This window comes from Usitatibacter palustris, assembly GCF_013003985.1.
Taxonomy (GTDB): Bacteria; Pseudomonadota; Gammaproteobacteria; order Burkholderiales; family Usitatibacteraceae; genus Usitatibacter; species Usitatibacter palustris.
On record NZ_CP053073.1, the window covers coordinates 1,307,306 to 1,326,105 of the forward strand.

The 18,800-nt window shown below is 66.2% G+C and carries 20 protein-coding genes; 16 read left to right on the forward strand and 4 right to left on the reverse strand.

Features of this window, described 5'->3' with window-relative positions; genetic code table 11:
- Positions 1-12 precede the first annotated feature (12 nt).
- The 8 genes from ampE (at position 13) to amrS (ending at position 8,112) form a co-directional block, all read left to right on the forward strand.
- Complete coding sequence (gene ampE / locus DSM104440_RS06735; protein WP_171161267.1) at positions 13-933, forward strand: regulatory signaling modulator protein AmpE; 921 nt, start codon at positions 13-15, stop codon at positions 931-933.
- A gap of 65 nt (positions 934-998) precedes the next feature.
- Entirely contained in the window at positions 999-1,958 is a 960-nt protein-coding gene (locus DSM104440_RS06740; RefSeq protein WP_171161268.1) for a Bug family tripartite tricarboxylate transporter substrate binding protein, read from the forward strand.
- A 6-nt stretch (positions 1,959-1,964) separates the two neighbouring features.
- Positions 1,965-2,441 carry a tripartite tricarboxylate transporter TctB family protein gene (locus DSM104440_RS06745; protein ID WP_171161269.1) on the forward strand — a complete coding sequence of 159 codons (477 nt, stop codon included), beginning with the start codon at positions 1,965-1,967 and terminating at the stop codon, positions 2,439-2,441.
- Positions 2,438-3,934: a tripartite tricarboxylate transporter permease gene (locus DSM104440_RS06750; RefSeq protein ID WP_212758246.1), complete on the forward strand. Its 1,497-nt coding sequence runs from the start codon at positions 2,438-2,440 to the stop codon at positions 3,932-3,934. The genes DSM104440_RS06745 and DSM104440_RS06750 overlap by 4 nt, the downstream gene beginning before the upstream one ends.
- A gap of 9 nt (positions 3,935-3,943) precedes the next feature.
- Positions 3,944-5,623 carry a M14 family metallopeptidase gene (locus tag DSM104440_RS06755; protein WP_171161270.1) on the forward strand — a complete coding sequence of 560 codons (1,680 nt, stop codon included), beginning with the start codon at positions 3,944-3,946 and terminating at the stop codon, positions 5,621-5,623.
- A gap of 45 nt (positions 5,624-5,668) precedes the next feature.
- Positions 5,669-6,469, forward strand: a complete 801-nt coding sequence (gene amrB / locus DSM104440_RS06760) for an AmmeMemoRadiSam system protein B (protein ID WP_171161271.1) — start codon at positions 5,669-5,671, stop codon at positions 6,467-6,469.
- Positions 6,462-7,025, forward strand: a complete 564-nt coding sequence (gene amrA / locus DSM104440_RS06765; RefSeq protein WP_246212108.1) for an AmmeMemoRadiSam system protein A — start codon at positions 6,462-6,464, stop codon at positions 7,023-7,025. Before amrB ends, amrA begins: the two co-directional genes overlap by 8 nt.
- Positions 7,006-8,112, forward strand: coding sequence for an AmmeMemoRadiSam system radical SAM enzyme (gene amrS / locus DSM104440_RS06770; RefSeq protein WP_171161273.1), 1,107 nt, complete (start codon positions 7,006-7,008; stop codon positions 8,110-8,112). Before amrA ends, amrS begins: the two co-directional genes overlap by 20 nt.
- Positions 8,113-8,116: 4 nt before the next feature.
- On the opposite strand, the gene rsgA is transcribed toward amrS, so the two are convergent.
- The 3 genes from rsgA to DSM104440_RS06785 are packed head-to-tail and all read right to left on the reverse strand — an operon-like array spanning position 8,117 to position 10,630.
- Positions 8,117-9,043: a ribosome small subunit-dependent GTPase A gene (gene rsgA / locus DSM104440_RS06775; protein ID WP_171161274.1), complete on the reverse strand. Its 927-nt coding sequence runs from the start codon at positions 9,041-9,043 to the stop codon at positions 8,117-8,119.
- A 16-nt stretch (positions 9,044-9,059) separates the two neighbouring features.
- Positions 9,060-9,389, reverse strand: a complete 330-nt coding sequence (locus DSM104440_RS06780; RefSeq protein ID WP_171161275.1) for a 4a-hydroxytetrahydrobiopterin dehydratase — start codon at positions 9,387-9,389, stop codon at positions 9,060-9,062.
- A complete protein-coding gene (locus DSM104440_RS06785) occupies positions 9,386-10,630 on the reverse strand; it encodes a M48 family metallopeptidase (protein ID WP_171161276.1) in 1,245 nt (414 codons plus the stop codon). The genes DSM104440_RS06780 and DSM104440_RS06785 overlap by 4 nt, the downstream gene beginning before the upstream one ends.
- A gap of 61 nt (positions 10,631-10,691) precedes the next feature.
- On the opposite strand from DSM104440_RS06785, the gene orn reads away from it, so the two are divergent.
- Positions 10,692-11,252 carry an oligoribonuclease gene (gene orn / locus DSM104440_RS06790; RefSeq protein WP_171161277.1) on the forward strand — a complete coding sequence of 187 codons (561 nt, stop codon included), beginning with the start codon at positions 10,692-10,694 and terminating at the stop codon, positions 11,250-11,252.
- The gene (locus DSM104440_RS06795) at positions 11,249-11,779 is read left to right on the forward strand and encodes a protein tyrosine phosphatase family protein (RefSeq protein WP_171161278.1); all 531 of its coding nucleotides are present in this window, start codon (positions 11,249-11,251) and stop codon (positions 11,777-11,779) included. Before orn ends, DSM104440_RS06795 begins: the two co-directional genes overlap by 4 nt.
- Before the next feature lie 142 nt (positions 11,780-11,921).
- Here the strand turns inward: DSM104440_RS06795 and glpK are convergent, their stop codons facing one another.
- A complete protein-coding gene (gene glpK / locus DSM104440_RS06800) occupies positions 11,922-13,427 on the reverse strand; it encodes a glycerol kinase GlpK (protein ID WP_212758247.1) in 1,506 nt (501 codons plus the stop codon).
- 69 nt (positions 13,428-13,496) lie between these two features.
- On the opposite strand from glpK, the gene DSM104440_RS06805 reads away from it, so the two are divergent.
- The 6 genes from DSM104440_RS06805 to ugpE all read left to right on the forward strand — a co-directional run bounded on the left by DSM104440_RS06805 (position 13,497) and on the right by ugpE (position 18,800).
- A complete protein-coding gene (locus DSM104440_RS06805; protein WP_171161279.1) occupies positions 13,497-14,303 on the forward strand; it encodes a hypothetical protein in 807 nt (268 codons plus the stop codon).
- 116 nt (positions 14,304-14,419) lie between these two features.
- On the forward strand, positions 14,420-15,424 hold the full coding sequence (locus DSM104440_RS06810) for a beta propeller repeat protein (RefSeq protein WP_246212109.1): 1,005 nt from the start codon (positions 14,420-14,422) through the stop codon (positions 15,422-15,424).
- Positions 15,421-15,681, forward strand: coding sequence for a MoaD/ThiS family protein (locus DSM104440_RS06815; RefSeq protein WP_171161280.1), 261 nt, complete (start codon positions 15,421-15,423; stop codon positions 15,679-15,681). Before DSM104440_RS06810 ends, DSM104440_RS06815 begins: the two co-directional genes overlap by 4 nt.
- A gap of 54 nt (positions 15,682-15,735) precedes the next feature.
- Positions 15,736-17,046 (forward strand): sn-glycerol-3-phosphate ABC transporter substrate-binding protein UgpB, encoded by a 1,311-nt coding sequence (ugpB, locus tag DSM104440_RS06820; RefSeq protein WP_171161281.1) that lies wholly within the window; start codon positions 15,736-15,738, stop codon positions 17,044-17,046.
- A 23-nt stretch (positions 17,047-17,069) separates the two neighbouring features.
- Positions 17,070-17,951 (forward strand): sn-glycerol-3-phosphate ABC transporter permease UgpA, encoded by an 882-nt coding sequence (gene ugpA / locus DSM104440_RS06825; protein WP_171161282.1) that lies wholly within the window; start codon positions 17,070-17,072, stop codon positions 17,949-17,951.
- A complete protein-coding gene (gene ugpE / locus DSM104440_RS06830) occupies positions 17,952-18,800 on the forward strand; it encodes a sn-glycerol-3-phosphate ABC transporter permease UgpE (RefSeq protein ID WP_171161283.1) in 849 nt (282 codons plus the stop codon). It abuts the gene before it with no gap.

Genomic DNA, 18,800 nt, shown 5'->3' on the forward strand with positions numbered 1-18,800 from the left:
CCCCGGATTATCTTGAGCCTCCTCGCCCTCCTCGTCGCGCTGCTTGCCCGGAATACCTGGCCGGGCGACGGTCGCCAGCACCTCCACGCCCTGTATGGGCGCCTGTGCCTTTCCGCGGCCAAGCGCCTCAATGCCGGCGACCGAAACTCGGGCATCCTCGCGTGGCTGGCGCTGATGGCGCTGGTGCTGGTGCCTGTCGCGCTGGTCACCGCGGCCGCCGCGGCCATTCATCCGGTCGTGCTCTGGATCTTCAACGTGGTGGTGCTCTACGCGAGCCTGCGTTTCCTCGCGACGGTGCGCCATGTCGCCGCGATCGAGGCGGCGCTGCGCGACGGGCAGCCCGTGGCGGCAGCCAATGCGCTTGCGCTCTGGCAAGGGGAGCCCGTCGAAATCGACGAGGCCAGTTCGATCGCGCGCCTCGCCGGCGAACATGCGCTGCGCGAAGCGCACCACGGCGCCTTCGCGATGCTCTTCTGGTTCCTGCTGCTCCCGGGGCCGATCGGCCTCGTCGTGCATCCGCTCGCGCGGCGCGCGGCGCGCACGTGGGAGCAAAGCGTCGATCCCTCCGAGCGCGACTTCGGCTGGTTCGCGACGCGCGCGTTCTTCGTGATCGACTGGATCCCGCAGCGCGTGAGCGCGTTCGTGTTCGCGATCGTCGGCGATTTCGAGGACGCGCTCTTCTGCTGGCGCTCGCAGGCGGCGCTTTGGCTGCGTCCCGATGAAGGCATCGTGCTCGCGAGCGGTGCGGGCGCGCTGGGCGTGCGCCTGGGCGACCCGATCGCCCTCGGCGGTGCGTTGATCGATCGTCCCGCGCTGGGAACGGGCGAGCCCGCGCGCGAAGACGCGCTCGCGAGCCTGCAGGGACTCCTGTGGCGCTCGCTCATCGTGTGGCTCGTGGCCTACCTTCTCGCGGCTGCGTTGCAACTCGCGTAGACTTTCCGCGACACCCGATCGATCAGGTCGGGAATACCAGAACACATCTCGACGGAGGAGTTCCCATGTTTGCGATTTCCAGGACGCGTCTTGCCGCGGTGGCGGCCGCATTGTGCTTCGCGGCACCGGCCATGGCGCTCGACAGTGTGAAGATGATGATCCCCGCGAATCCGGGCGGCGGCTGGGACCAGACCGGGCGCAACCTCGGTGCTGCGATGCAGGCAGCAGGTTCGGCGAAGAGCATCCAGTACGACAACAAAGGTGGTGCTGCCGGCACCATCGGCCTCGCGCAGTTCGTGAACTCCGCCAAGGGCGATGGCTCCGCGGTGATGATCGGCGGCATGGTGATGGTCGGCGGGATCATCCTCAACAAGTCCACCGTCACGCTCTCGCAGGTCACGCCGATCGCGCGCCTCACGGGCGAATTCGAAGTGCTCGTCGTGCCCGCGTCCTCGCCGATCAAGGACATGAAGGGTCTCGTCGCGATGCTGAAGGCCAACCCGGGCAGTGTTTCGTGGGGCGGCGGCAGCGCCGGCGGCACCGATCACCTGCTCGCGGGCATGATCGCGCGCGCGTCGGGCGTGGATCCGGCGAAGGTGAACTACATCCCCTACAAGGGCGGCGGGGAGGCGGTGGCTTCGATCCTCGGCGGCCAGGTCACGGTCGGCGTATCGGGCTGGGGTGAATTCGCGGAGCACGTGAAGAGCGGCAAGATGCGCGCGATCGCGCTCTCGTCGCCGGCGCGCATCCCCGGCATCGAAGTGCCCACGCTCAAGGAGCAGGGCATCGATGTCGAGCTCTTCAACTGGCGCGGCATCTTCGCCGGCCCCGGCATCACGCCCGCGCAGAAGGCGGAACTCATCGCCGCGGTCGAGAAGGCGGTGAAGAGCCCGGCCTGGCAGGAGACGCTGAAGAAGTTCGACTGGCTCGGCATCTACATCGCGGGCGACGAGTTCGCGAAGTATGTCGAGGATGAAAACAAGCGCATCGGCGACATCCTCGGAAGCCTCGGCCTCAAGAAGTAGGGCTGCGTGCGAGGCCCCTGGCATCAGTTCGCGGTGGCCGCCGGCGTGGCGGCCATCGGCGTCGTGATGCTCGCGCTGACGCCGACCATCGAGGGCGGCGCCGGCTACGCGGGCGTGAGCCCGCGTTTCTTCCCCGTGCTGATCGGCATCGGCCTCGTGGTGATCGGCCTGGGCCTGGTGGTCGATGTCTGGCGCCACGGCTTCATCGGCGTCGATGAAGCCGCCGAAGCGGCGATGCCGATGGACTGGGCGTCGTTCGGCTGGATCAGCGCCTCGCTCATCGTCGCGGGCCTGGTGATCGAGAAGGGCGGCTTCGTCATCGCCTGCACCGCGCTCTACGTGCTGTGCGCGCGCGGATTCAACAGCCGCCGCTACGGACTCAACATCGTCGTGGGCCTGGTGCTCTCCGCCGCGATCTTCGTGGCGTTCAACTACGGCCTGGGCATGACGTTGCCCGCCGGCATCCTGCCGATCCCGAAATGATGGAGACCCTGCAGGCCCTGATGGGCGGCTTCGCCGTCGCGCTGACGGCGAACAACCTCATGCTCGCGTTCCTGGGTGCGCTGCTCGGCACCGCCGTGGGCGTGCTGCCCGGCGTGGGGCCCGCGGTCACGGTCGCGCTGCTGCTGCCGCTCACGACGAAGGTCGAACCCACCGGCGCGCTCATCATGTTCGCCGGCATCTACTACGGTGCGATGTACGGCGGCTCGACCACGTCGATCCTGCTCAACACTCCGGGCGAATCGGCCACCATCGTGACCGCGATGGAAGGCAACCAGATGGCCAAGCGCGGACGGGCCGGACCCGCGCTCGCAACCGCCGCCATCGGTTCATTCATCGCCGGCACGCTCGCGATCGTGCTGGTCACGTTCCTCGCGCCGGTCGTCGTGGAGCTCGCGCTCAAGTTCGGCCCCGCGGACTACTTCTCGCTGATGGTTCTCGCCTTCACGACCGTGTCGGCGGTTCTCGGCAACTCGGCACTGCGCGGCCTGGCGAGCCTGTTCGTCGGGTTGGCGATCGGCCTCGTCGGCATCGAGGCGACCTCCGGCCAGACGCGCTTCGCCTTCGGCGTGCCGCAGCTGATGGACGGCATCGAAGTGGTGACCATCGCAGTCGGCTTGTTCGCGGTCGGCGAAACGCTCTACAGCGCCTCGAAGCTGCAGGCCCTCGACGAAACGCTCGAGAAGGTAAAGGGCCGCGTGTGGATGAATGCGGCGGACTGGAAACGTTCGTGGGGGCCGTGGTTGCGCGGCTCGGCGATCGGCTTCCCCTTCGGCTGCATGCCCGCGGGCGGCGCGGAGATCCCGACGTTCCTGTCGTATGCGATCGAGAAGAAGCTCTCGAAGCATCCGGAAGAGTTCGGCAAGGGCGCCATCGAAGGCGTGGCCGGGCCCGAAGCCGCGAACAACGCGAGCGTCACGGGCGCGATGGTTCCGCTGCTCACGCTGGGCATTCCCACGTCGGCGACCGCCGCCATCCTCATCGCGGCGTTCCAGCAATACGGATTGCAGCCCGGGCCGTTGTTGTTCATCAGCTCCAAGGACCTGGTGTGGGGCCTCATTGCGAGCTTCTACATCGGCAACGTGATGCTGGTGATCCTCAATCTTCCGCTCGTGGGCATCTGGGTGAGGCTGCTCGCGATTCCGAAGCCGCAGCTTTACGCGGGCATCCTCGTCTTCGCCACGCTGGGCGTGTACGGAATGCGCCAATCGGCCTTCGACGTGTTCCTGCTCTACGGCGTGGGCCTCACCGGCTTCATCATGCGTCGCTACGATTTCCCCGTGGCGCCGGTGATCGTGGGCCTGATCCTCGGGCCGCTGGCCGAGCAGCAGCTGCGGCGCGCGCTCTCGATCAGCCAGGGTGATCTCACCGTGCTCGTCACCCACCCCATCAGTGCCACGCTGCTTGCCATCACCGCGGTCGTGCTCGTCGGCCCGCGCGCGTGGAAGCTCCTGCGAAAGAACCGATCCTCCTAGAACGACCTCATGGAACTGCGCTTCGACCGCTTCTACCGCTACGCCGACCTCACCACCCACCTGCAAGGCTTCGCCCAACGGCACCCGGATCTCTTCGAGCTCGAGAGCATCGGCAAGAGCCATGAGGGCCGCGACATCTGGCTGGTCACGGTCACCAACACGAAGACCGGGCCTGCCGCCGACAAGCCGGCGTTCTGGCTCGACGGCAACATCCACGCGGGCGAGCTCACGGCCTCGACCGCTTGTCTTTACCTGCTGAAGACGTTCGAGGACCAGCACGGCAAGCGCGAGGACATCACGCGACTGCTCGACACCCGCGCTTTCTATGTCTGCCCGCGCATCAATCCGGACGGCGCGGAATGGGCGCTCGCCGACAAGCCCAAGTACATCCGCTCCTCGACGCGGCCCTATCCATTCGACGAGGATCCGGTCGAGGGACTCGACGTCGAGGACGTCGATGGCGACGGGCGCATCCTCTCGATGCGCATCGCCGATTCGAACGGCGCGTACAAGGAACATCCCTCGGATCCGCGCCTGATGACGCCGCGCGATCCCGCGGAACAGGGCGGCAAGTACTGGCGCATCGTCCCCGAAGGCACGCTCAGGAACTACGACGGCGTCGAGATTCGCGTGAACCGCGACAAGGAAGGCCTCGACCTCAATCGCAACTTCCCCGTCGATTGGCGCCAGGAGTTCCAGCAGTTCGGCGCGGGGCCGTATCCGACGTCCGAGCCGGAAGTGCGCGCGGTCGTCGATTTCATCGTGAAGCACCCGAACATCGGCGGCGGCGTTTCGTTTCACACGCACAGCGGCGTGATCCTGCGGCCGCTTTCCACGCAGGCCGACGACGAGATGCACGCCGAGGACCTCTGGCTCTACAAGCTCTTCGGCAAGAAGAGCACGGAGCTCACGGGCTACCCCAACATCTCCATCTTCCACGACTTCAAGTACCACCCGAAGCAGGTGATCACGGGTGCGTTCGACTGGCTGTACGAGCACCAGGGCGCGTTCTTCTGGACGGTGGAGATCTGGGCGCCGGTGAAGGAAGCCGGGATCGAGAGCTATCACTTCATCGACTGGTATCGGGAGCATCCGCCCGAGGATGACCTCAAGCTCATCGCGTGGAGCGACAAGGAACTGGGCGGCGAAGGCTACGTGAAGTGGTATCCGTTCAACCATCCGCAGCTCGGTCCCGTGGAGCTCGGCGGCTGGAACAAGCTCGCGACCTTCCGCAATCCGCCGGCGAAGTACATCGAGCGAGAAGTGAAGCGCTTCCCCGAGTGGATCGTCTGGCAGGCGCTCACGCTTCCCAGGCTCGAGCTGCTGAAGACCGAGGTGGAGTCGCTCGGGGGTGACACGTGGCGCGTGCGCATCGCCGTGCAGAACTCCGGTTACCTGCCGAGCTACGTCTCCAAGCGCGCACTCGAGCGCAAGATCACGCGCGGCGTGGTCTACGAGATCGAGCTGCCGAAGGGCGCATCGCTCGTCGGTGGGAAGCCCCGCATCGAGGGGCTGCAGCTCGAAGGGCGCGCGAACAAGGTCACGCTCCAGGCGTTCCTGCCCGACCTCCACGTGACTGCCGATCGCGGCCAGGCGGAGTGGACAGTGCGCGCGCGCAAGGGCACGACAATCGAGCTCGTCGCGCGGCACGAACGCGCGGGCAAAGTGAAGGCATCCCTGAAACTTTGACGGTGCTACGCTAGTCCCATCTCCGTAGTCCTGCGGAGGTGGTCCATGCCATCCATTCGTCCCCCCGCCGTGGCGGGTTCCTTCTATCCGCGCGACCCTGCGGTGCTTTCGGCCGAGGTCGCCGCGTTCCTCGCCGATGCGGCACCGGCCCACGGGCCTGCGCCCAAGGCGATCATCGCCCCCCACGCCGGATACCAGTATTCCGGGGCCATCGCGGCGAGCGTCTATGCCCGCCTTTCGCCGTTGCGCGGCCGCATTCGCCGCGTCGTGCTGGCCGGCCCCGCGCATCGCGTTTACGTTCGCGGCGTGGCCCTGCCGGACGTTGAAGCGTTCGACTCGCCGCTCGGTTCGGTTCCCATTGACCGGGCCGCAGCCGCCAGCGTCCTCGCGCTGCCCTTTGTCGAGTCCAGCACCCGGGCGCACGCGCTCGAGCATTCCCTCGAGGTGCACGTGCCGTTCCTGCAGCGCGTGCTCGGGACGTTCTCGCTCCTCCCGCTCGTGGTGGGCGACGCGTCGATCGACGAGATGGCCCAGCTCCTCGAAGTCGTCTGGGGAGGGCCGGAGACGCTCGTGGTCGTCAGCTCCGATCTTTCGCACTACCACCCGTACGACGAAGCCCGCGTGATCGATCGTGCGACGGTAGAACAGATTCTTCGACTCGACCCGTGCCTCGTGCCGGAGACGGCGTGCGGCGCGGCGCCGATCAACGGGCTCATCGAGGTCGCGCGCCGGCGTGCGCTCGACGTGGAGCTGGTGGACCTGCGCAACTCCGGCGATACCGCGGGCGGACGCGATCGCGTCGTCGGCTACGCGGCGCTCGCGTTCCATGAGCGTGGCCATGCCTGATCGCGCGCCGCGGGGCGTCGTGCTCGTCGACATTGCGCGCGCGGCGATCGGTGAAGCGCTCGGCCTTTCGGCCCCACCGGGCCATGAAGACCCGTGGTTGCTGGAGAAGGCCGCGACGTTCGTCACCTTGCACAAGCTGGGCGACCTGCGTGGCTGCATCGGCTCGATCGACGCGCGCCGGCCGCTTGGTGCCGACGTTGCGCACAACGCGCGCAGGGCCGCCTTCAATGACCCGCGCTTCCCGCCCGTCACGAGCGATGAATTCGATGCGCTCGAGGTCGAGGTCTCGGTCCTTTCGCCGCGCAGCCCCGTTCGCGCTGTCAGCGAGTCCGAGGCCATCGCGAACCTTCGCCCCGGCATCGACGGCATTTACCTCGAGTACGCGGGCTCGAGCGCGACCTTCCTGCCGCAGGTCTGGCAGAGCATTCCCGATCCCACGCAATTCCTCAGCGAGCTGCGGCGCAAGGCCGCGCTGCCGCCGCGCTTCTGGCATCCCGACCTGCGCATCACGCGTTATACGGTCGAGAAGTTCGTCGATGACCGCAGTCGCCGCTGACGCGCTCGAAGGCTCGCGGCATCCCGGTCGCTGGTGGCATGCGCTCGACGATGGCCGCATCCAGTGCGATCTGTGCCCGCGCGACTGCAAGCTCCACGAGGGCCAGCGGGGCGCTTGCTTCGTGCGCGCCCGCGTGGACAACGCGATGGTCCTCACGACCTACGGCCGCTCGTCGGGTTTCTGCATCGATCCGGTGGAGAAGAAGCCGCTCAACCATTTCCTCCCGGGCAGCGCGGTCCTTTCCTTCGGCACCGCGGGCTGCAACCTCGCGTGCAAGTTCTGCCAGAACTGGGACATCTCGAAATCGCGCGACATGGACCGGCTGATGGACGAGGCAAGCCCCGAGGCGATCGCGAACGCCGCGGCGCGCTCGGGCTGCAGGAGTGTGGCGTTCACCTACAACGATCCGGTGATCTTCGCCGAGTACGCGATGGATGTCGCCGATGCATGCCGTGCGCAGGGCATCCTCACGGTCGCCGTGACCGCGGGCTACATCAGCCCCGAGCCGCGCCGCGAGTTCTACGCGAAGATGGACGCCGCCAACGTGGACCTGAAGGGCTTCACGGACGAGTTCTACGTGAAGCTCACCGGCTCGAAGCTCGCTCCCGTGCTCGACACGCTCGTCTACCTGAAGCACCACACGGACGTCTGGTTCGAGATCACCACGCTCCTGATCCCAGGGAAGAACGACTCACCCGAAGAAGTCCGTGCGGAATGCCGCTGGATCATGGCGGAGCTGGGGCCCGATGTGCCGCTGCACTTCACTGCGTTCCATCCGGATTTCAAGATGACCGACCTGCCGCCCACGCCGGCGGCAACGCTTACGCGCGCGCGGAACATCGCGATCGAAGAAGGGCTGCGCTACGTGTATACGGGCAACGTCCACGATCGCGAGGGCGGGACGACCTTCTGCCCCTCGTGCCGCACCGCGTTGATCGAGCGCGATTGGCATCGCATCGATGCCTGCCGGCTGACGGCGGATGGGCGTTGTCCCGAGTGTGCGACGCAGATTCCCGGGCGATTCGTGGCGTTCGAAGCGGCGAGCCAATTCGGCCGGCGGCGCATTCCCGTTAGGCTTCGCGCCTAGCGGCCTACTTCTTCCAGTCGGGATGCGACTCGTGCAGCTCGCGATGCTGCTCGATGAGCACCTGGTAGAAGGAGAGGCGCTCGGCCTTGATCTCGCCGCGCGAGGCGGCCTCGATCACCTTGCAGCCGGGCTCGTTGCGATGCGCGCAGTCGTTGAACTTGCACGTGCCCAGGAAGGGGCGGAACTCGGGCATCGCCTCGCCGATCTGGTCCTCGGTGAGGTGGAAGAGACCGAACGACTGGAAACCCGGCGTGTCGATGATGACCGTGTCCTTGTCGAGCCGGTACATGCGCGAGAAGGTCGTGGTGTGCGCGCCGGTCTCGCGCGAGGCCGTGAGCTCGCCGACGCGCGCGACGTCGCTCAACACCAGCGCGTTCACCGTCTTGGATTTCCCCACGCCGCTCTGGCCCACGAGCAGCGTGAGCTGCCCCTCGAGGTGCGGCATCAGCGGCGCGATGTCCGACTTGGCCGACATCGATAGCACGAGGTAGCCGATCTTCTGGTAGAGCTTGAGCGAGGCGAGCGTCGCGGCGTGCTCGGGAAGGTCGCTCTTGTTGAGCGCGATCACCACCGGGATGCGCGCCGCCTCGCAGGCCACGAGGCTCAGGTTCAGGAACGCCTCGCTGAACACGGGCTTGGGCGCGACCAGGATCACCACCTGGTCGACGTTGGCGGCGAGCATCTTCTCCTTCCACTCGTCGGAGCGGAACAGGAGATTGCGGCGCGTGCCGACGCGGATGATCGAACCCTGCGCCGAGCCCGTGAGCTTCACCTCGACGAAGTCGCCGCACGCGGCGTCCTGCCGCTTGCCCTTGCGGGTGCACACGATCTGGCGGCGGTCGGCGAGCTCCACGAGGAATTCGCGGCCGAAGTCGGCGACCACGCGTCCCTCGACAACGACCTGCTGCTCGCGCTCGCGACGCGTCGTCATCGTGGGGTGGGAAGGTTCAGAGGTCGAACAGCGCGTCGAGCTTCGCAGCGCAGATGAAGTCGTTCTCGGAGAGGCCGTCGATCGCGTGCGTGACGTAGCTCACCTTGCACTGGTTGTAGCCCACCGCCATGTCGGGGTGGTGGTCTTCCCGGTGCGAGATCCACGCGGCGGCATTCACGAAGGCCATCGTCTCGTAGTAGTTCTTGAACGAGTAGGTCTTCGCGATCATCTTGCCGTCGAGCGCCCAGCCCTGCAGGCCCTTGAGCATCGGCCCGACCTGCTGCGGCGTGAGGGGCGCAACGCCGCCTTCGCACGGAACGCATTTCTTGCGGGCCAGCTCGTTCATGGATTCCTGAGGTGGGCGATGCGGATGGCCGCCGGGGGATGCGAATCATACACCAGCGAGTGCAGCGGATCGGGCGTGAGCGTGGCCGCGTTGTCGCGGTAGAGTTTGGTGAGCGCGGTGACCAGACCCGTGGCAGACGCGTGCTGCGCCGCATAGGCATCGGCTTCGAATTCCTGCTTGCGCGAGAGGACGGCGCCGATCGGCTGGAAAGGGAAGAGCAGGGCAGGCAGCACGAGCGCGAAGCCCGCGAGCGCCGCGCCGATATGAGCCGGATGGCCCAGGCCCAGCGCGTGCGCGAATCCCGGGGTGGCGAGCAACCAGCCCATGAACGCGAGCAGCACGAACGCGAGCGCGAATCGAACCAGGAGCATGCGCGGGATGTGGCCGCGCGCGAAGTGGCCGAGCTCGTGCGCGAGCACCGCCTCGATCTCCTCGGGTGTGAGGCGCTCGAGGAGCGTGTCGAAGAACACGATGCGCTTGGTGCGCCCCAGGCCCGTGAAGTACGCGTTCCCGTGGCTCGAGCGCTTCGAGCCATCCATCACGAACAGGCCATCGGCGCGGAAGCCGCAGCGGCCGAGCAGGGCCTCGATGCGCCGGCGCACTTCACCTTCCTCGAGCGGCGTGAACTTGTTGAAGAGCGGCGCGATCCAGCGCGGGTAGGCCGCGACCAGGAACCCGGTGAAGACGACCCACGCGATCCACGTGTAGAGCCACCACAGCGCGCCGGTCGTGCTCACGAACCAGAAGATGAGGAGCAGGAGTGGCGCGCCCAGGGCGACGGAGAGCACCGCGCCCTTGATGAGGTCGCCGAAGAACGTCGCCGGCGTCGTCTTGTTGAAGCCGTAGCGTTCCTCGATCACGAACGTGCGCCACAGGTCGAAGGGCAGGGCGTTGAGCGCCATCACGGCCATGAGCGCGAACGGCGTGACCAGCCCCCGGAGGGCGCCGTCGCCGAAGGCGCGCGCGGCCATGGAGTCGAGCGCGGCAAGACCGCCGCCCAGCGTGAGCAGGAGCACGAGCGCCCCGTCGAGCACGACCATCTCGATCAGCGCGAAGCGCAGCTTGGCGAGCGTGTAGTCCGCCGCCTTCCGGTGGGCTTCCGGCGAGATGATCGCCGCGAAGTCGGCCGGGACCTGGTCACGGTGGGCGGTGACGTGCCGCGCATGGCGCAGCGCGAGCCACGCCCGGGCGGCGAGGCCGGCAGCCAGGAAGGCGAGGAAGATGGTGGCGTAGGTGTTCATGTCGTTTGGCGAAGGCCGGGCGGCGTGACACAATCCGCTCCCGGTCGATTGCGCGAATTCTATGGCACAGGACAGCACCCCGCTCGTTTGGATAGACATGGAGATGTCGGGCCTCGTTCCCGACCGCGAGCGCGTGCTCGAGGTGGCGATGGTGGTCACCGACTCCCAATTGAACGTCCTGGCCGAGGCGCCGGTGCTGGTTATCCACCAGCCGGATGCCGTTCTTGCGGGCATGGACTCGTGGAATACCGCCACGCACACGCGTTCGGGCCTCGTCGACAAGGTAAAGTCCTCGACGTTGTCCGAGGCCGAGGCGGATGCGCAACTCGTTGCCTTCCTGAAGCCCCTCGTGGCCCAGGGTGTGGCGCCGCTTTGTGGCAACACCGTCCACCAGGACCGCCGCTTCATGGCGCTCTACCTGCCGTTGCTCGACGCGTACCTGCACTACCGCATCATCGACGTGTCCACGCTGAAGGAACTCGCCAAGCGCTGGCGTCCCGATGTCCTCGCGGGCGTGACCAAGCACGGCAAGCACGAAGCGCTCGCCGACGTGCACGAGTCGATCGACGAGCTGCGGCACTATCGCCAGCACTTCCTGAAAGCCGATCCACCCGCGGCATGAACGCCTTGCGCCTTGGCGCGGCCATCGTCGCGTTCGCGGTATCCGCGGCCAGTGCGCAGGGGCAGGACGAGCGTCCGGTGAATTTCGTCGAGATCACGCCGTCGCTCGCGACGTCGGGCCAGCCCACGGCGGCGATGCTCGAGAAACTCGGTGCGCAGGGCTACCAGGCCGTGATCTACCTCGCGCCGCCCACGGTGTCAGACGCGGTGAAGGACGAGCCGCTGATCCTCGGGAAGCAGGGAATCGTCTATCTCAACATTCCGGTGAAGTTCGGCGCGCCCCAGCCTTCCGACTTCGAGGCGTTCACCCAGGCGCTTTCGGCCTTCAAGGGCCGCAAGGTCCTGGTGCATTGCCAGGTCAACCTTCGCGCTTCGTCCTTCATGTTCCTGCATCGAGTGGTCACGCTGCGCGATTCGCCGGAAACCGCGTGGGAGAGCGTGCGACGCGTGTGGGAGCCCGAACCGGTCTGGCGCGCGTTCATCCTTGCGACGCTGAAGCGCCACAACATCGCCTTCGAACCGCTCTGACCAGCCGGCCAAAAAAAAGCGACGGCCGTTGCCGTCGCGGAAGGTCCACCAGAGGGGAAAGGAGCAAGCCTCTGACAGGGGGGTGGGAAACCCGAAGGTTAGGCCCCCGTGATTGCAGCGCCGTGGCGTTCGCGTGGCAGTTTCATGAATCCCGTGACCAGTCGCGCGCCCGTTCGACGGCGCGCTTCCATTCTGCGAGGCGCGTCGCCGCCGCATCGCGCGACAACGCCGGTTCGAATACGCGATCGCGTTCCCAGAGTGCGGCAATCTCCGCTTCATCGCGCCAGAAGCCGGTCGCGAGGCCCGCGAGGTAAGCCGCGCCCAGCGCCGTCGTCTCGGTGACCTTCGGCCGCACGACGGGCACGCCCAGCAGGTTCGCCTGCATTTGCATGAGCAGGTTGCTCGCGGTCGCGCCGCCGTCGACGCGAAGCTCGGTGAGATGGATCGCCGCATCCGCCGTCATGGCTTCGAGCAGTTCCGCGCTCTGGAAGGCGATCGCCTCGAGCGTGGCGCGCGCGAGGTGGGCGCGTGTGGCGCCGCGCGTGAGGCCGACGATGGCGCCGCGCGCACGCGGATCCCAGTAGGGCGCGCCGAGTCCCGCGAGCGCCGGCACGAAGAACACGCCTCCCGCATCGGGAACGCTGGCGGCGAGCGATTCGATCTCCGGCGCCGAGCTGATGATCCCGAGGCCGTCGCGCAACCATTGGATCGCCGCCCCCGCGATGAACACGCTGCCTTCGAGCGCGTACTGGGTCTTGTCCTGGCGCTTCCAGGCGACGGTCGTGAGCAGGCGATGCGACGAGCGCGCAGGACGTTCCCCGGTGTTCATGAGGAGGAAGCAGCCGGTGCCATAGGTGTTCTTGGCCATGCCCGGGCGGTGGCAGGCCTGGCCAAAGAGTGCGGCCTGCTGGTCGCCGGCGATGCCCGCGATCGCCATGCCGCGAGGCAGGCCCTCGCACTCCGTGGTAGCAACCACACCGCTCGAGGCGACGACCCGGGGCAGCAGCGCCCGCGGAATGTCCAGGATCGCGAGGAGCTCGTCGTCCCAATCGAGCGTGTGGATATTGAAGAGCAGTGTGCGCGAGGCATTGCTCACGTCCGTCACGTGTGCCGCGCCATTCGAAAGCTTCCAGGCGAGCCACGTATCGATCGTCCCGAAGGCGAGCTCGCCGCGCTCGGCCCGCGCCCTGGCGCCGGCGACGTTGTCGAGGATCCACGCAAGCTTGGTCCCGGAGAAGTAAGCGTCGAGCACCAGCCCAGTGCGTTCTGCGAAAAGGGCCTCGTGACCCGCCTGTCGGAGCGTGTCACAACGCGCCGCGGTTCGTCGGTCCTGCCACACGATCGCATGGGCGATGGGTGCTCCGGTCTTGCGATCCCAGACGACCGTGGTTTCTCGCTGGTTGGTAATTCCTACCGCGGCGACCTCGCCTGCGGACAGGCCTGCCTTCGCGAGCGCCTGGGCGGCCACGTCGCGTTGCGTGCGCCAGATTTCCCCGGCGTCATGCTCGACCCAACCGGGCTGTGGAAAGATCTGGCGGAATTCTTGCTGTGCCACTCCCAGGACGCGTCCGTCGCGCCCGAAGGCGATGGCGCGCGAGCTGGTGGTGCCCTGGTCGAGGGCGAGCACGGCCTTTGTGACGGGGGGCAAGATGTCTCCTGCGCTAAGCGTGACGATGCGGTAAGATTTTGCCGGAACAGCCAGGAATTACGAGGGCCCGTGGGACTCCTAGACGATCTCAAGAAGCAAGCCGACGCACTCAAGGCGCAGGATACAGACCGAACGGAAAGCCTCCGGGGCAACGCCGTGGCCGTCGATCATGCGCTGCGCCGGAATTTCATGTACCTGAACGACCTGGGTAAGCAGCTCAACGTCGTCTCGATGCCCAGCCCGTTCGTGTACAAGCTTCCGACGGTCGGGGATATCGGCGGGTTGATCGTGAAGGACTTCTTCTGCGATTTCCGCTCGAAGCACTTCATCGACAAGGACTACTACGGCGAGGTGCACGTCTCCTACCGCGCCTGGTCCGACAAGGTGCTCACGATCAAGAAGAACCCGGATGAGATGGAGAAGTTCCGGGACACGCTCTGGTCGTACAACATCGAGCACAAGAGCGAACAGTTCCGCAACGATCGCAAGGTCATCACGCACGAGATCTTCAAGGTGAACTGCGATTTCCGCGTGCAGGGCAAGCTCGAGGGCGACCACGAGACGGGCAAGATGAAGGTCGTCGCGAAGAACGTGGGCGTGCTCGAAGTCGATCTGTTCGCGCTGATGGCGCAGGAGTTCAACGAGCAGGCGGTCGAGGAGTTCGCGAAGTATTTCATCGGCCGGCCCAACACCTGGACCGACGTCGTGAAGAAGTCGCCGCTCAACGCACGCCAGCCCCCGCCGCCGCCGAAAGCCAAGACCATCCCGACGTACGTCGCACCGCCGCCCCAGCGCGCGCCCGCGCCGCCGCCGCCCGAGGAGAAGAAGGGCCTCTTCGGTTCGCTGAAGTCCCTCATCAAGAAGGACGACGACTGAGCCTCCGGCTCCTGGTCGCAACACGCAAGGGCCTGTTCGTCATCAAGGCTGACCGCGCTCGCAAGCGCTGGTCGATGGAGGGGCCCCACTTCCTCGGTGAGACCGTCAATCATGCGGTGATTGATCCGCGCGATCGGCGCACGGTCCTCGCCGCCGTTCGCGCCGGGCACCTCGGCCCCACCGTCATGCGCTCGACCGACCTGGGCAAGACGTGGAAGGAAGCCGCGAAACCGCCCGCGTTCCCGAAAGCTCCGGAAGGCGAGGCGGGCGAAAGCGTGCACCACGTCTTCTGGCTCACGCCGGGACATGCGCGCAACCCGGGACGCTGGTATGCCGGCACTTCGCCGCAAGCCCTCTTCCAATCGGACGACGCGGGCGTGACGTGGCAAGGCGTCGCGGGGTTCAACGAGCACCCGATGCGCGACAAGTGGATCAACAAGGGCGAGGAAGGCCCGCCCGATGGCGCGACCCTGCACTCGATCAACGTCGACCCATTCGACCCGCGCCACCTGGTGATCGGCATGTCGATGGGCGGCGTCTTCGAATCACGCGACGAGGGCAAGAGCTGGAAACCCCTCAACCGCGGCGTCGAGGCGAATTTCCTTCCCGATCCCGAGGCCGAATACGGCCACGATCCGCATTGCGTCAGGGTGAGCGCCGCCGCGCCGGGCGTGGTGTACCAGCAGAACCATTGCGGCATCTATCGCCTCGACCGCAAGGCCGATCGCTGGACACGCATCGGCGACAACATGCCCAAGGCGGTGGGCGACATCGGTTTCCCGATGGTGCTGCATCCGCGCGACCCGAACACGCTCTGGGTCTTTCCGATGGACGGTACGACCGTATGGCCGCGCGTGCCCATCGGCGGCAAGCCCGCGGCCTTCCGCTCGCGCGATGCCGGCAATTCGTGGAAGCGACTCGACCAGGGCCTGCCGAAGGGGCAGGGCTGGTTCACGGTGAAGCGCCAGTCGATGATGGCCGACGCGCTCGATCCGGTCGGCCTCTACTTCGGAACGACCGGCGGCGAAGTGTGGGCGAGCTTCGACGAGGGCGATAACTGGCATTGCGTGGTCCAGCACCTGCCCGAGATCTACGCCGTGGAGACCGCGCTCGTCGCATGAAGGTCGTGCTGCCCAGCCCGCTCGTGAGCTACACCGCGGGCCGGCGCGAGGTGCAGGCCGCCGGGGCGACCCTCGCTGAAGTCCTCGCCGACCTCGACCGGCAATTTCCCGGCATCCGCTTCCGGATGATCGACGAGCAGGATGCGATCCGGCAGCACATCCGCATCTTCGTGAACCGGGAGCCGGCGCCGGGCCTGGCCGCTGCGCTCGCGTCCACCGATGAGGTCCTGATCATCGCCGCGCTGTCCGGGGGCTGACTTCTTGTAACATTGGTTCCCATAACATTCCAAAACAGCCTCGAGGAGATCCCGATGTTCCGCAAATCCCTTTTTGCCGCCGTTGCCCTCGCGTTCGGGGTGACCGGTGCCCAGGCCCAGACTGAAATCCAGCTCTGGCACTCGATGACCGGCGCGCTCGGCGACAAAGTCAACGAGCTCGCGAACAAATTCAACGCGAGCCAGAAGGATTACAAGGTCGTCGCGGTCTACAAGGGTTCCTACCCCGAATCGATGACCGCCGCGATCGCCTCGTTCCGCGCCGGCAATGCGCCGCACATGCTCCAGGTCTTCGAAGTGGGCACCGCGACGATGATGGCCGCGAAGGGCGCGGTGGTTCCGGTCTACAAGCTGATGAAGGACGCCGACGAGCCCTTCAATCCCAAGGCGTACATGCCGGCGGTCGCGGGCTACTACACCGACTACAAGGGCCAGATGCTCTCGTTCCCGTTCAACAGCTCCACGCCCGTGTTCTACGTGAACAAGGACGCGTACAAGAAGGCGGGCCTCGATCCCAACAAGGCGCCCAAGACGTGGAAGGAATTCGCCGCCGTCTCCGAAAAGCTCAAGGCCTCGGGCCAGAGCTGCGTCTACACGACGGGCTGGCCGGCCTGGGTGCACGTCGAGAACTTCTCCGCCTGGCATAACCTGCCGATCGGCACGAAGGAAAACGGCATCGCGGGCATGGACACCGAGTTCAAGGTGAATTCCCCCGAGCACGTGAAGCACATCGAGATGCTCGCCGACTATTCGAAGAAGGGCTGGTTCACGTACTCGGGCCGCCGCAATGAAGCCGAGGCGCGCTTCTTCTCGGGCGAATGCGCGATGCTCACCTCGAGCTCCGGCGCGCAGGCGAACATCCGCCGCAACGCGAAGTTCGATTTCTCCGTGAACCTGCTGCCATACCACGACCACATCGTGGGCGCGCCGCAGAACTCGATCATCGGCGGCGCTTCGTTCTGGGTGATGGGCGGCAAGACCAACAACAGCTACAAGGGCGTGGCGAAGTTCATGGGCTTCCTGTCGGGAACGGAAATCCAGGCCGACTGGCACCAGTCCACGGGCTACGTGCCGATCACGCTCGCGGCCGCGGAAGCCACCAAGAAGGCCGGCTACTACGAGAAGAACCCGGGAACGGACATCGCCGTGCGCCAGCTCACCAACAAGCCGCCGACCGGGAACTCCAAGGGGCTGCGCTTCGGCAACTACGTGCAGGGCCGAGAGGTCATCGAGGAAGAGATCGAGGCCGTGCTCGGCGGCAAGAAGAGCGCCAAGCAGGCGATGGACGATGCCGTGCGTCGCGGCAACGACATCCTGAGGAAGTTCGAAGCCGCAAACAAAGGTTGATGTAGCAAGCAGGCAGCCCGGGCATGGAAAAGCGCGTCGTCTTCCGCTCGGGCTGGCTGCCGTACGTCCTGGTCGCGCCGCAGCTCGCGGTCACGATCATCTTCTTCTTCTGGCCGGCCGCGCAGGCGATCTACTACTCGTTCCTGCTGCAGGATGCCTTCGGCACCCAGACGCAATTCGTCTGGTTCCGCAATTTCATCGACCTCTGGAACGACACGAACTACCACGAGTCCTTCAAGGTGACGGCGGTGTTCAGCATCCTCGTCACCTTCATCGGCCTGTCGGTGGCGCTGCTCCTCGCGACGGCCGCGGACCGCGTGGTCCGCGGCGCGATGGTCTACAAGACGCTGCTCATCTGGCCGTACGCGGTCGCATCCGCGGTCGCCGGCGTGCTCTGGGCGTTCCTGTTCGCGCCGTCCGTGGGGATCGTCTCGTATCTCCTGCGCGGCATGGGCATCGACTTCAACTGGGTGCTGCGCGGCGACCAGGCGATGATCCTCGTGGTCATCGCCACCGTCTGGAAGCAGATCAGCTACAACTTCCTCTTCTTCCTCGCGGGGCTGCAGTCGATTCCGCGCTCGGTGATGGAAGCGGCGGCCATCGACGGCGCTTCGCCCACGCGTCGCTTCTGGAACATCGTCTTCCCGCTGCTTTCGCCCACGACGTTCTTCCTGCTCGTCGTGAACATCGTGCACGCGTTTTTCGATACGTTCGGCGTGATCGACGCGACCACGCAGGGCGGCCCGGCCGGTGCCACGCAGATCCTCGTCTACAAGGTCTACTACGACGGCGTGAAGGCCGCGGACCTCGGGGGCTCGTCGGCGCAATCGGTGATCCTCATGGTCATCGTCATCGCGCTCACGGTCGTGCAGTTCAAGTACATCGAACGCAAGGTGCAGTACTAGATGGTCGAGAACCGCCCCGTCCTCCGCGCGTTCCAGCACTTCGTGCTGATCGTGGGCGTGATCCTGGTCGCGTTCCCGCTCTATGTGACGTTCATCGCATCCACGCATTCGCTCGACAGCATCCTCTCGGTGCCGATGCCGCTCCTTCCGGGCGACCAGCTCTGGAACAACTACTCGCAGGTGCTCACCGCGGGCTCGACGCGAGGCGCGCAGGCGCCCGTCGGCCAGATGATGCTCAACAGCCTGGTGATGGCGGTGGGCATCGCGCTCGGGAAGATCGCGATCTCGCTCATCTCCGCCTTCGCGATCGTCTATTTCCGCTTCCCGTTCCGGAATTTCTTCTTCTGGATGATCTTCATCACGCTGATGCTGCCGGTGGAAGTGCGGATCATCCCGACGTTCAAGGTGGTCGCGGACCTGGGCATCCTCAACTCCTATCTGGGCCTCACGCTGCCGCTCATCGCCTCGGCGACGGCGACGTTCCTCTTCCGCCAGTTCTTCATGACGATTCCCGACGAGCTCGCGGAAGCCGCGCGCATCGACGGCGCGGGTCCGATGCGCTTCTTCTGGGACGTGGTGGTGCCGCTGTCGCGCACCAGCATGGCCGCGCTCTTCGTGATCCAGTTCATCTACGGCTGGAACCAATACCTCTGGCCGCTGCTCATCACCACCGACGAGAAGATGTACACGGTCGTGATCGGCATCAAGCGCATGATCGTGGGCGGCGACGCGCTCACCGAATGGAACCTCGTGATGGCCACTGCGATGCTGGCCCTCATCCCGCCCGCGCTGGTGGTGATTCTCATGCAGCGCTGGTTCGTGAAGGGCCTGGTCGAAACGGAGAAATAG